Origin of the sequence: Pseudoalteromonas ulvae UL12, assembly GCF_014925405.1 — a bacterium.
Taxonomy (GTDB): domain Bacteria; phylum Pseudomonadota; class Gammaproteobacteria; order Enterobacterales; family Alteromonadaceae; genus Pseudoalteromonas; species Pseudoalteromonas ulvae.
In genome coordinates, this window is sequence record NZ_AQHJ01000035.1 from 667,456 (window position 1) to 680,795 (window position 13,340).

General features: G+C 38.0%; 12 protein-coding genes. 7 read left to right on the forward strand and 5 right to left on the reverse strand.

Annotated features, from left to right (window positions below; all coding sequences use genetic code 11):
* Nucleotides 1-119 precede the first annotated feature (119 nt).
* The 5 genes from PULV_RS21035 to PULV_RS21055 form a co-directional block, all read right to left on the reverse strand.
* The gene (locus tag PULV_RS21035; protein WP_086743516.1) at nucleotides 120-1,370 is read right to left on the reverse strand and encodes an MFS transporter; all 1,251 of its coding nucleotides are present in this window, start codon (nucleotides 1,368-1,370) and stop codon (nucleotides 120-122) included.
* A 9-nt stretch (nucleotides 1,371-1,379) separates the two neighbouring features.
* The gene (locus tag PULV_RS21040) at nucleotides 1,380-2,540 is read right to left on the reverse strand and encodes a type III PLP-dependent enzyme (protein ID WP_086743515.1); all 1,161 of its coding nucleotides are present in this window, start codon (nucleotides 2,538-2,540) and stop codon (nucleotides 1,380-1,382) included.
* Nucleotides 2,541-2,584: 44 nt separating this feature from the next.
* Nucleotides 2,585-3,355, reverse strand: coding sequence for a PDC sensor domain-containing protein (locus tag PULV_RS21045; RefSeq protein WP_086743514.1), 771 nt, complete (start codon nucleotides 3,353-3,355; stop codon nucleotides 2,585-2,587).
* Nucleotides 3,356-3,468: 113 nt separating this feature from the next.
* Complete coding sequence (locus tag PULV_RS21050; RefSeq protein ID WP_140372842.1) at nucleotides 3,469-3,723, reverse strand: hypothetical protein; 255 nt, start codon at nucleotides 3,721-3,723, stop codon at nucleotides 3,469-3,471.
* 7 nt (nucleotides 3,724-3,730) lie between these two features.
* The gene (locus tag PULV_RS21055) at nucleotides 3,731-4,366 is read right to left on the reverse strand and encodes a response regulator transcription factor (protein WP_193332581.1); all 636 of its coding nucleotides are present in this window, start codon (nucleotides 4,364-4,366) and stop codon (nucleotides 3,731-3,733) included.
* Nucleotides 4,367-4,563: 197 nt separating this feature from the next.
* Between PULV_RS21055 and tssB the strand changes: the two genes are divergently transcribed.
* From tssB to PULV_RS21090, 7 genes are read left to right on the forward strand one after another with little or no spacing between them, the layout of a single operon-like run.
* Nucleotides 4,564-5,061: a type VI secretion system contractile sheath small subunit gene (tssB, locus tag PULV_RS21060; protein WP_086743987.1), complete on the forward strand. Its 498-nt coding sequence runs from the start codon at nucleotides 4,564-4,566 to the stop codon at nucleotides 5,059-5,061.
* 24 nt (nucleotides 5,062-5,085) lie between these two features.
* Nucleotides 5,086-6,543, forward strand: coding sequence for a type VI secretion system contractile sheath large subunit (gene tssC, locus PULV_RS21065; RefSeq protein WP_193332582.1), 1,458 nt, complete (start codon nucleotides 5,086-5,088; stop codon nucleotides 6,541-6,543).
* 49 nt (nucleotides 6,544-6,592) lie between these two features.
* The gene (tssD, locus tag PULV_RS21070) at nucleotides 6,593-7,111 is read left to right on the forward strand and encodes a type VI secretion system tube protein TssD (RefSeq protein ID WP_086743510.1); all 519 of its coding nucleotides are present in this window, start codon (nucleotides 6,593-6,595) and stop codon (nucleotides 7,109-7,111) included.
* A gap of 6 nt (nucleotides 7,112-7,117) precedes the next feature.
* A complete protein-coding gene (locus PULV_RS21075; protein ID WP_086743509.1) occupies nucleotides 7,118-7,855 on the forward strand; it encodes a type VI secretion lipoprotein TssJ in 738 nt (245 codons plus the stop codon).
* Nucleotides 7,856-7,873: 18 nt separating this feature from the next.
* Nucleotides 7,874-9,244, forward strand: coding sequence for a type VI secretion system baseplate subunit TssK (tssK, locus tag PULV_RS21080; RefSeq protein WP_193332583.1), 1,371 nt, complete (start codon nucleotides 7,874-7,876; stop codon nucleotides 9,242-9,244).
* 3 nt (nucleotides 9,245-9,247) lie between these two features.
* Nucleotides 9,248-9,907: a type IVB secretion system protein IcmH/DotU gene (gene icmH, locus PULV_RS21085; RefSeq protein WP_086743507.1), complete on the forward strand. Its 660-nt coding sequence runs from the start codon at nucleotides 9,248-9,250 to the stop codon at nucleotides 9,905-9,907.
* A 16-nt stretch (nucleotides 9,908-9,923) separates the two neighbouring features.
* Nucleotides 9,924-13,337, forward strand: coding sequence for a type VI secretion protein IcmF/TssM N-terminal domain-containing protein (locus PULV_RS21090; protein ID WP_193332584.1), 3,414 nt, complete (start codon nucleotides 9,924-9,926; stop codon nucleotides 13,335-13,337).
* The last annotated feature ends 3 nt before the right edge of the window (nucleotides 13,338-13,340 follow it).

The following is a 13,340-nucleotide window of genomic DNA, read 5'->3' on the forward strand; positions in this document are numbered from 1 at the left end:
CTATTTTATTTATCCCGATATTTTGAACAAACAATATGACATAAATATAAACAGGTCGAACCAGCATGACGTAAAAAGACAAAAAGGGGCAAATAGCCCCCCAGAAAAGCCTGTAATGATTACTCAATTCGGTATCGTGTTAAGGCAAAAGAAAAATACAAAATACTCGCAAACATAATCACATACGGCATTCCATCGGTGCCGAGTTTTTCCATCGAAAAACCAATAGCAACAATGCCCAAAGTTCCACCTATGCTTTCCATGAGTGAATAGCCCGCATTAGCTGCAACAGCTTCATCATCATCTGGGTACTTTTCACCAACCAGTGCCAGAGACACTGAATATATCCCAGCAATAACCCCACCCCAAATAAAGACTAAGATCCAAGCCTGTAAAGGAGTGTAGATAGCAATCGGTAAATAAACAGCGCAGACCATACTGGCAAATGAGCACCAGACAATAAAATATCGACGGTCAAAATAATCGGAAAGCCAAGCGATCGGCACTTCTAAAACTAATGAGCCGATCATGAAAGAGGTTAATAATAAACTGGCATCATGCAAACTTAAGCCATTTTTCATGCCATAGATTGTTATAAATGCAGCCACACCAAATTGTGACACTCCAGCCATAGCGATTGAGTACATAGCACCTTTACAATTGACTATGGTTTGCCAGATTGTTGCATTACCAGAAAAGCCAACGGTAGGAATAACATGGATCAGAAACAATGTGGGTAATAACGCTATTGCACTTAATAGCGCTGCAACTACAAATTCTGAAGCATTATCAACAACCGGTTCGTGACCAATTAAAGGAGAAGCTATATTGAGAACGCTTGTCGAAAAATTAGCGAGTATGTCTGGGTTTTCTTTTAAAAAGTTAACAATCACGGGCCCAAGCGCCAATCCAACAGAAATCGACGTGCTGTAAATGGCAATCATTAATCCCTTATTCTTTTTAAATGGAATCGAGTTAACCCAAGTTTGTAATAATATAAGCAATGCATAGCAGCCTATGCCATGCAAAAAAACTGTCGGAATTAATATATCCAGTGTTGAAAAATAAGGAAAAATAATAATTGTAGGTACTCTTATTAGTCCTGAAAGTAACAAACCGACAGTGAGCCCGAGTCGCCTCAACATATTTGGTAAAAGCAAGCAAATCATTAATGATGCAATGGTTTCAAATGCTAGCGCATTACCGATAGTTGAGTCAGAAAAACTCAAATTTGCTAAATGAACAGGCACGAGTATCGCGAGCATACCCATTGCTGTACTTGCTATAAATGAGCTGGCAACGTTGGAAAAAAGGCTTAATCCAAAAGATTGTTGTGTCGTTTGTGTGATTGTCGCTGCTTGATCTGTCATCACCAATCCTTATATATAAAATTCTGATAGAGGTTCGAACCCATTAAACCCTCGGCAGACATAGCTATTACTGTAGGCGCCAGCACAGCAAAACAAAATGCTCTGGCCAATATCTAATTGATTACTTAAATGATGAATATGGTTTTTGTAAGTGAGCATGTCACTACTGTCGCAAGTTGGTCCGGTTAAAATCGTGGGGACGCGCTCACTGCAAGTGCTTTGAAATTCATACAGCGGATATTTAATGTCTGTCGCTTCAAACAGGCCATTAAACTTACCAACATCCATATATAACCAAGTTAATTCTTGATCGTTGAGTAGGCGGGTAGAGCGTAAGATGATTTTTGTTTTTACCACACCTGCCTGCGCAACGATAAAGCGCCCTGGCTCGCACATAAATTTAAGTTTTGTTTTACTCGTTGTAAAAAGAGCGTCGATGGCGTCTTTGATTTCTTGGGCAAATGCATCAAAATCATAATTTATGGATTGATCGTCGTCCGTTAAATAGCCCGATGCTGGATATCCGCCTCCCAAATTAACCAAAGCTAATTCAATCCCCACTTGTTGCAGATCTGAGAAAATAGACTTGACGTCCTCAAGAGCTCTTGACCATGCTTGAGGATCTTTTTGTTGGGAACCAACATGAAACGATAAACCATATGGATTAATATTCAGCGATTGCGCTAACACCAGTAATTCAAACGATTGTGCTGGTGAACAGCCAAATTTATTGCATAAACCCCAATGAGCACCTTTACCATCGTTTTTTAAACGACACACTACGTTTGAATGGGGGGCATGTTCGGCAATTTTTAGCAATTCCTGCTCGCAATCAAATGCAAAACTGGTAATTCCTAGGGCATGGGCACGTGCGATGTCCTCAGTTTTTTTTATGGTATTACCGAAGTGGATATTTTTAGGATCAGCTCCTGCTTCAAGGCAATAGATAATTTCATTAATACTCGCGGCCTCAAATTTACTACCAAGTTTGACTAATCTTTTAAGTAGTTCAATTGCTGGGTTAGATTTTACTGAATAATAACAATGTACAAATGATAAAGCAGAATAAAGCTTAAGGTACTGGCGTTCCACAATGTCCAAATCAACAATGAGAGCGGGAGTCGCAATGTCCTGCGAAGCAAAATCGATCAGTTTATCAGATAAATACATTGGGTTTTCCTATCAAATCGTTTTGAGTGGCACGACTGCGGCACTTATTCTGATTTTTCATTTTGTTCCGCCATAAATTTCTCATAAGCTGCAAGGCGCTTTTCATTGACAACTAAGCCAAAGTTTCGAGTAAACCAAACGACAGAACCAATTAAAAAAGCAATAAAAAAACCAGCAACCATGGTACGGGTTGTTGCACGCTTGATAGGTGCAAGCCGCTCAAAATAGTTTTTAGCTTCAATATCAATACCGAGTACGCCTGAAAAATCCCCTTTAGAATCATAAAATGGGATATAACCGCTCACAAACGAGCCCCATCGGTCAGAATATGGCTGCTCTGATACAACAACTTTCTGGTGTTTGAGTGCTTGTATTATTTCTGCACTCGCTTCGGTGTATTCATCCATAATATGCGCCTTGTCATCGACACCATCGCCATCAGCATCTCCTTCGGGAGTCGGGTCGAGAATGAAGTACACTTTGTTGTCTCGGATAATTGCGGTATATAAATACTTAATTGAACGATCTGCTTTGAGCGCCGCTTCAAAGGGGCGAATAGAGGTTTTATAAGAATCAGTGTGTTCTTGATTTGGATCGGTAAAGAGTTTGTGTTGATCGCCATCAATAAATGTAGCAACCACCTGAGCTGTACGTAATAACCCTTCTTTAATTTCGCCTTTTTGCGCATTTAATGCGTGATGATAGATAAAATAGGTAGTAAAAAAGATTGCAAAAAAGACAGAAAATCCAATGAAAAGGGCTTCGAATAAAGGAAATATTCTATACTCTTTTCCTTTTAACTGTGTTGTTTCCATATAATATTATTACCTTATATTATTAATAACTCTATATAAAAAACATTAACAAGAACAAAATCTCAACTAATTTTGAAAAATATAGCTCTGTTATATTAAATTCGCCCAAATTTTTATTGGTGATTAAATTTGATATTTGAAGGGAACAGCTTTACCTCTTTAGTCCCTTTATTCTTGGCTGTTACTTCGATATAGCGCTGCCAAAAAAACTGTAAATATAACTCGTTTAGTTCTATTTTAACTACTTGAATAAGTTCCCATCCTTCACCATCAGGCCGAGGTGGAGGAAGTAATAAATCTGTTTGCTTTAATATGTCCGGTACAACTTTTTGTGCGGTTGTTGCTGTCTCATAATCATACATAGTCATAAGACCCTTAATGAATTTGTTGCTGTTTATTTAGACCATAAGCAATCACTGCGCCTCTTGATGATAGTTGCAATTTACAAAATAGCGATTTGATATGGTCGGCGACAGTGAATGACGAAATATTCAGTATTCGTGCAATTTCTTTATTTGATAAACCCTTAGTAACTTGAATTAAAACGTCATTTTCCCTTTTTGTAAGGTTATCTGAGAGCACTTTATTTGGTTTATTTCTAAGTGAGGCAATTAGATTTTTCAAAACTTGAGGTGACATTGCCGGAATACCAAGCTCAAGATCTCTAAATAACCTAACTAAATGATTGTAACTCTCATTTTGTAAAATATAACCATCAGCGCCAAGTGATAGCATTTCAGTGATGGTTTCAGAATTATCAAAAATACTTAATACAATTAATATTGCACTGGGTTGGTAAGATTTTATTAAGTTAATCTTATTCAATTTAGTGGACGATACTTGGGAAAAGCTAAATAATATAATGTCAAAAACGTTGTTTTTTAAAACCTTATTTACACCTATAAAGCTAGAGAAATGAATAATGCTGATTTCTGAGTATGAAAAATGTAAGGCATCATTAACTCTGGATAATTCAGAAAGATTATCTTCAATAATTAAAATCTTTTTCATTCTTCGACCTTTGGATTCTTGCCCCCCCTACAATTAGGGAAGGAAAATAGAAAACCACTATCTATGATTAATTCAACTTTAACTATTCGAAATAGTGTTAGACATTACTAGTTTAGAATGAACAATCGGTCAACTTTATGGGCCGTATATTCATATTAACGGTCGTGTTTATTGTCTTTAATATCACGGAGGCGTTTATGGCATCTCGTTCTAAAGGTGTTGGTTCAGTTGCTCCAAAAGAGCGAATTAACATATCTTATCGACCAGCGACAGGTGCTGCAAAGGAAGGCATCGAACTTCCCTTTAAAGTACTTGTTCTGGGGGATTTTACTCAAACCAAAGATTCAGAAACCACAGAATCACGTAAGCTGATTAATGTTAACAGCCACAATTTTGACGATGTCATGGAAGAGTTAAACCTCAAGGTCAATTTCAGTGTACCAAACAAGATGATTTCAGACTCAGATGAAGTGATAGAAATCTCGCTTGATATCAATAAATTAAAAGACTTTGAACCGGATCAGATTATTGAGCAGGTAGATGAGTTAAAAAAAATCCTCGAATTAAGAGAAGCCTTAAAGTCTCTCAAAGGGCCTCTTGGTAACTCTCCTCAAATGCGTCGTCAAATTCAACGTCTGTTGGCCGATGAATCGTCGCGAAATGAGCTAAAAAAAGAAATTGGCTTAGTTCAATAAATTCAGATTGGCAGGAACAATGTTATGGCAACAACAGCAACGGCAACAAATTCGTCACTGATTGATGGGATACTCGCGTTTAGCAAAATTCCAGATGACGAAATCAGTTATTCAATCGCTTCAACTGGCATGCACTCATTATTAACCCGCATTTTTGAGCAAGAATCCGATACCAGTGAATTACGCGTAGACAAACGATATGTAGAGCAATTGATTGATGAGCTCGATCGAAAGCTAAGTCTGCAAATGGATGAAATACTCCATCATCAGACATTTCAGTCACTTGAAGCCCCTTGGCGAAGTTTAAAATTTCTTATTGACCGCACTGAGTTTGGTGAAAACATTAAAGTCGAGATCCTCTCTGTCGATCAGGAAGAACTCTTAACTGATTTTGAAGACGCCGCAGATATCACCGAAAGTGGTTTATATCGCAAAGTGTACACAGACGCATTTGGACAATTTGGTGGTAATCCATATGGAGTCATTATAGGCGACTACAGCCTAACGCATGGTAATAGTGATGTCACACTGATGAGCCATCTGGCAAGCCTCGCAGCGATGAATCACGCACCCTTTATTGCTGCCGCTGATCCGAGCTTTTTTTGTATCAAAGATTACGCTGAAATTCCTGATTTAAAGCAAATTGAGGCTATGTTTGAAGGGCCGCAATACATTAAATGGCGCCAATTTAGAGATTCTGATGATGCACGAAATGTGGGTTTGGCGATGCCAAGATTTATGCTCAGACCAACTTATGGCGAAAATATACCCGTAAGAAGTTTTAATTATCACGAAGGTATTACAAGTCAAAATCAATACCTTTGGGGCAATGCGGCCTTTGCATATGCGACTAAGCTAACCGACAGCTTTGCACGTTACCGTTGGTGTCCAAATATTATCGGCCCTCAATCGGGTGGTGAAGTAAAAGATTTGTCTATCAACTTAGTTGATGACAGCGGCACAGCAAAAGTCGTCGGGCCGGTTGAAGTTCAATTATCCGATCGCAAAGAATTTGAATTATCAGAGCTTGGCTTTATTCCTTTTACACTTCGAAAAGATTCAGATAGTGCAGTGTTTTTCTCGTCTAATTCGGTACAAATGCCGAAGAAGTTTAGTAATGATGATGAAGGTAGACAAGCCGAACTCAATTACAAACTGGGCACACAATTGCCGTATTTATTTATTGTCAATCGCTTAGCTCACTACATCAAAGTATTGCAAAGGGAAAATTTAGGAAGCTGGAAAAGTCGAAGCGACCTAGAAATGGAACTTAATAAATGGATACGCCAATACGTTGCAGATCAAGACAATCCTTCCCCTGCAACCCGTAGCCAACGACCACTCAGAAAGGCTTTGTTAACAGTTACTGAAGTTGATACTGAAGCTGGCTGGTATGAAGTTTCAATGGAAGTGACGCCTCACTTTAAGTTCATGGGCGCGAACTTTACCTTGTCGCTAACCAGTATGCTTGAGCGTGGTTAATTAACTAAATGTATTCGATACATTTGTAACGATATTAGAGGAATTTGCAATGCCTACAGAAATTTATATGACTATCAATGATCCTGAAGGATGTCTAACAGAAGAGTCTTGCTCTAAAGAAAGCATAGGGTCATTTTTTAAATCAGATCATGAGGAAGAAGCATTAGTGCTTGCTTACAATCATAAAGTGTCAGTGCCTACTAACTCCCTAACAGGTCAAGTAACTGGGACGCGAAAGCACGAATACCTTGAAGTTACCAAGTTTATAGATAAAAGCTCACCGCTATTATTAAACTCTGTTACTTCTCCCTCTGAGCTCGAAGTAATTCTGAGATTTTTTAGAACGCCTGATGAAACGAGCGCGGGTGAGCCTGTAGAGTATTACAATATTACTCTACAGCGTGCGAAAATTGTTAGTATCAATACGATTTCACCAAATATCTTGATTCCTGAAAATGATGGATTAATGCCGTTTGAAAATGTCATTTTTACCTATGGTCAAATCCAAGCGGATCATGTTGTGTGTGGTACTACAGCAATTGATGATTGGTCAGGTGAAGGTGAATAAACCAACATGATAATTAAACTATTGAGTTTGCAACGGCTTATATTACTTTTGTTGATGATTGTTTCGTTAACTGGTTGCAGTAGCATTCCTTTTTTTGGTGATGATGCAGCTGCAGGTAATGTAAGCCAAACTGTTGCTTACGCGGATCCAACCCAAAAAGACCATTGGCTTGAAAATGCTAAGGCTTGGCGGAACTGGGACATAAATCATCCGAATAATCAATTGGTTGAATGGGTATATAATGAAGCTGCACTCATTATTACTTTATCTGCAAGCAGTGAACTCAATAGTTTTAATGATCTCGCTCATATGACACAAATTAGAGTGATCCAACTAAGTGATATCACAGGCTTAACGACGTTACTAAAAACTCAAGATGGGGTGCGAACTGCGATGGTTGAACCTTTAGAAATGCTGCCCAATGCTATATCTATCGATACTGTTAATTTAGCGCCAAACCAAACATACACCATTGAGCTTGCGCGTCAGCAAGATGCAAAATTTATTGCTCTTGTTGCTGGATTTGCTCAATCGCAGCCGCAGCAATCGGTCAGAATAATTACGATACCAGTGATTACTATCAGTCCCCCAGAGGTAGAAAAATCGTGGTTTGATACTCTCACTTTTGGTTTGTTTTCAGAGGACTCAGAGCCAGAACCAGACATAATACGACCAGCAAAACTTAAAATTGACAGTAAATTAGGTGAAAACGAATTTGAGAAGTTTGTAGCTAAAGCATTTTAATCATAGGAGTGATCTCAGATGGATCCTTTAAAATCCTTGTTCTGGAATCAAGGCTTATTTCTAAAACCACAGCATTTCCAACATTTATCTTTGCAAACTTTGGCTCAAGCACACGCGTATAGCTCTATCAAAACAGGAATAGTCTCAGGGATCGCAAGCCTTAATATTGATATTCCTTCGTTGCAAAATGGTGTAGTACAAATTCATAAACTAGAGGCTGTTTTACCTGATGGAACCTTATTAGTATTTCCAGGTAACTGCTCATTAAACTCTTTATCAATTACTGCCGATTTAGCGGACAAAAATAATCTTATATCGATTTATATCGCAGTTTGCCCTATCTCAATCGATAGCAATAATTTAAGTCACCCTAATCGTGGTATTGCTCGGTATGTCGAAAATGAAGCAGCTGAAGTGATTGATTTATTTGATACAGAAGAGTCAACACAACTGACAACCCTCAACATTGATACGGCACTTATCAGTGAGAATGAGCTTGCCAAATATAACCATTGTGCATGCATAAAAATTGCCGCAATATCGAGCCAATCTGGCGTGTTTTGCTTAGATACAGATTTCATCCCACCCGTAATATCCATCGCGTCTTCGGTTGTTTTACAAGATAACATTAAAGGGCTCAAACAAAGTTTGTTAGCTCGCTTTGAACAGCTTGAAAGTTTTAGTTCCCTAAAAGGTGGTCAGCATACTGAACTTTCAAGTGCTAGTTTATCGACATTGATGGCACTGAATATAGTTGCGGGCTTTATACCTCAAGTCGCCCATTTTGAAGAGTGTAAAGAGCAATCTCCACAACAGTTTTACATGCTGTTACGTCAACTTATTGCTCAGTTAAGTTTATTTTCTAGGAATATTTCTGTACTTGGAGAAAGTGCTGATGAAGGGCATTCCATTATTCCATTCAATCAAAATAACCTCACAGCTTGTTTTTCTAGAGCTTTTAAAATGGCGAGTAAGTTGCTCGATGAATTAACCATTGATCCTGAATTACTCATTGAATTAACACAACAAGGTGAATCGAAATTTGTAGCGACTTTACCACCTGAGTTTTTATCTCATACAAACCGGTTTTATCTAAGATTAAGAAGTAAAGATAACCTCGAGACACGAGTTGATGAGATTTTGGAATACTCAAAAATGGGTGCTGATGGCCAAGTTGATATTTACATTAAAAGGGCCTTGCCTGGGGTTAAACTTCACTATTTATCAAGAAAACCTTTAGGTGTCGCCAGTGCACCCAATAGCTATTATTTTTCATTTGATACGCATAGTTTTGAGTGGCAGAAGGTATTAGAAACTACTCGTGTTGGTTTGATTTGGCCTGATGGTCCAAATGATCTTCAAATAGAAATTATTGCGGTCAAGGGGTAATGTATGAAATTAATCGACGCATTTATTCCTATTTTTTCAGAACTGTCCACTCTTGATCAGAAGCTCGAAGAAGACTCATCTTTGGATATCGAGATGTTATCAGATCAATTGTCTCAACAGATAGCCCATAGCAAAAACACTTTGTTGGCTGAAGGCTTTGAGATTGACGATTTTGATAAAGCCTTATTTGCATTATGTGCCCTTATTGATGAAAAAGTAATGAACTCACAATGGGCCTCTCGTGAACGTTGGGCTAAAAACACACTCCAGAAACAATATTTTAAGAGTCAAACTGCAGGGACTGTTTTTTTTGAAACATTAGATCAGCTAAATGAGTTTAATGAAGTCGAGCAAAATATTCGTGAGGTTTATTTGTACTGTTTAGCCTTTGGTTTTACAGGTTGTTATTTTGATGTGGGTCAGCGGAGCCGTTTAGACGAAATTATTCATGCAAACTTTAAACTCTTAAATACACAATCAGAGTTGAGTTTATTTTGCCACAAAGTGCCACAAAAAAGGCAACTCTTGGACGACAACCTGCTATTTAGTCAGTTTAAAGATGAAGTATGGGTATGGGGTCCCATTGCTTTTGTTTTAATCAGTTATTTGTTGTTTAGAAGTGAGTATTTAACTTCATTATCTCAGTTAATCAATCAGCTATAAGCCAAGGTTTTTTAAAATGAAAAGTTTCTTAAAGTTTATGTTGGTGATGTTTATTTGGCTCATTGTATTAGGTATTTGTATTACCACAACGGTATTACTTGAACTTGAACTTATGCTGGGTATTTGGGCATTTGTTGCGGTGTTCGCAACTTGGTATGGCATAAAGTTAATTATCTACTTCTTCAAACGGGTAGCGGCTAAAAATAGAGTTGAAAAACTCATTAATATAGGCTCCAGTAGTTCATCTAAAAAAACTCTTTCCTCTTTTCAATTTTTATTCAAAAAAGATATCGATAAACACCTCAATAAACTGCAGGCATTTATTAAACGCAGTGATATCAGCTCAGCTCACTCCATTAAATGGGTGATGCACTTAAAAGTCGATAATTCTGATGGTAACTGGGTTAAAGCCTCGTCAATTAATAGACCAAAAATCAAAGACAGCACGTTAACCGAATACCCCTACATCGATTGGCATATATTTAATGACTTTATGATGCTTGATGTCGATGCATATTTGATTTCTCAAGATAATCCCGCAGCCAAAAGTGAATGGTTGCAATTATTAAATGGTCTGGCAGGCACTAAAAGAGTGTTTCCAATCGACTCTTTATTAGTCTCAATTAATGTCAGTGCTATTGAAACCATCATTGAGCAGCAAAAGCTTGCTGATTTAATCAGAACTCAATATGAAGACATCAAAACATACTGCGGTGTAGAGATAAAAATTAATATTGTGTTGGTTGGTTTAGAGCAATTAAGTGGCATTGATTCTTGGCTAGCTAATTTGGATCCATTTCTCAAGCAAAAAATGTTTGGGTCTATCAATGAAAATCAAATCCCAATTGAGCAGTTAGTCAAAGAGCATTTTGCTGAATTAAAAGTAATCTTCAATCAAGGGGCTTTATCACATCTTGTTAATGAGGGGTTTTCTGTTGAAGCAGCTCAACTTCCTGCTAAGGCAAATGAGATAGAGCAGTCATTGTCCCGGTGCTTAAATCGCTTATTTGCAAACAACTCTTTTCAATCGGCACCGAAGTGCAATGGCCTTTTTATTGTGATGCGAGAGCACACAGATGATTGTTTTGTTGATGGCTTACTTGAGGGTTGCGCCTTCACTTGGAGTGATGCAGTCAAAAATAAGGTGATAACACAATCGGATATAGTGAAGCGTAAAAGGTATATCACTTATGCAGGTGCCAGTGCTTTTTTAGTTGGTTTGATTTTTCTTACATTTGAGCGAAACATCACCACACTGGATGCTGTGTTCGAAGATTATAAAAGTCAGCAGCTGAATTTAGATTCACAATCAGGGCTTTTGTCTGACATTACGCTTCGTTATTCAATTATTGAGCAGCTAAATTCACTGAATATCAGCCACTGGTTACCGACTGGAAACGATCCGCTTAAGTTGAATCTGATGCGAGCCAATGTAATCAATAAAATTGAAAATGGGATTATTTCGCCTCTTGATGAAAAGTTTGCTTCCAACATGCAAGGAAGTGAATTGTCACTTGATAAACGAGTCGATTATATCAATATTTTATCGAGAAGAATCAATTTGATAAAAGCGGCGCAAAGTGGTGCAAATAATGACGAATTAGCCTTGATGCCGCAGCCCTATGATTCTGGATATATCAGCGATATTCCAAATGAAATTTTAGATGATATTAATCAGGTTTATCTTCTGCGTTTTTCGCTTATCTCATCTTCTTTAAATTCACGACATTCAGCCAGCCTTGAGACTGAAAAGCAGAATTATCAAAAACAAGTCGTTAATTTATTAAGCCAAACAAATGACAATATGGAGTGGTTAGTCGATTGGGTTAACGAAAATCAATCAATAAAAAATGTGACGTTACAAAGCTACTGGCAAGGCACGTTACCAAATACTTCAGGGATTGAGGTACAAAAAGCGTATACCGTGGCAGGGAAAGAAGTCATTGATAATTTCTTTAATGATATCACTCAAGCGCTGGGCCAAGATAATGATTATTTACTTAAGTACAAACCGTTATTTGTTCAAGATTATCGGGTAAATTATTTAGCTAATTGGGGGTATTTTTTATCTGAATTTGAACAAGGTCAATTCACCCTAGCTGATCGCACGCAATGGTTAAAAGTCATTAATAACCTCACCACAAGCCGTAATATTTATTTCAAATTATTGAACGATGTGGACTTTCAATTAGCAGCATTCAAAGATGATGCAGATGTACCTAAATGGATGGAGTTTTCACTTTATTACCAAGACATGTTGGCGCTGAGTGACGACCAAGTAAATAATAATAAAAAGAAAAATGCTGTTTTAACTAAGCTAGCTTTGAAAGTCATTGGTAAAACAGGTGCCGTAGGCAAAGCTATTTCAAAATCAGCAAAAAGTGGCTTGAAAACACAGAAAAAGCTCGATAAAGCCAATGGTTCAGGCCCAGGCCCTTCAGAAAGAGAGCTAAACCTTCAAAAAGCGGCGACTGAGCTTGATAATTACAAAGCAAAATTAGCTGAAATAGTATTTAGCGTTGAGCTAAAACAGTCGTCCTATACAAGTATAAGTGGGCTTTATTCGAACAGTGATAACCCGATGTCTGCCGGAACATCTCTGGCTGCGGTGCAAACGAGTTTAGCAACCCTACAAGGTTTAATAGGCAAAGAAGGGCTTGATACCGCACCTTTTTGGAAAGTGTATAAAGGACCCGTCCAATTACTTGAGTCTTTTATGACACAAGAAACAGCGTGTAAATTGAATGATCTTTGGCAAGAAAAGTTCCTGTTTGAGATTGATGGTGTTCCTGATTATAAATTAGATAGTTACGCCTATGGAGAGACGGGTGTTTTATGGGGAATGGTCGACAGCAATATCGCACCGTTTTTACGCGCAAAACAAGGGGGAGGATATAGCCACAAGCGCGTAGGAGATAATTACGTTGCGCTAACTCCCGCCTTTTTAAATTATCTGACTCGTGTTAAAGATTTTGGGATGAGACAGAAATTTGAGTCGTTTAGCCTCGACATTACAGCTAATCCGACGAGCTTGAATCCAAGTGCTCTTTTATATGTGAGCCAAACGGACTTGGTTCTCAATTGTGCCTCTGGGCCACAATCATTAGTGAATAATAATTTTATTATTAAAAAACACTTTGCCTGGGATCAAAGCTGTGGACCGGTTTCTTTATCGTTCACTATCGGGAACAAAAAAATAGTAAAAGAGTATCCCGGTCAAGATGGACTTACTCACTTTATGGAAGATTTCAAATCGGGCAAAAAACGTTTCGAGCTAGAAGAATTTCCAGAGTCATTTTATGTGCTAGATCAGTTCAAAATTCGCTATCTGGATGCCAGTTTTATCTTAGAAGGAGCAGGCAAGCTATTATCATCACTTAATCAGCAGCCACCACAGCCACCTAAATTTATCGCTCAATGTTGGAAATAATGA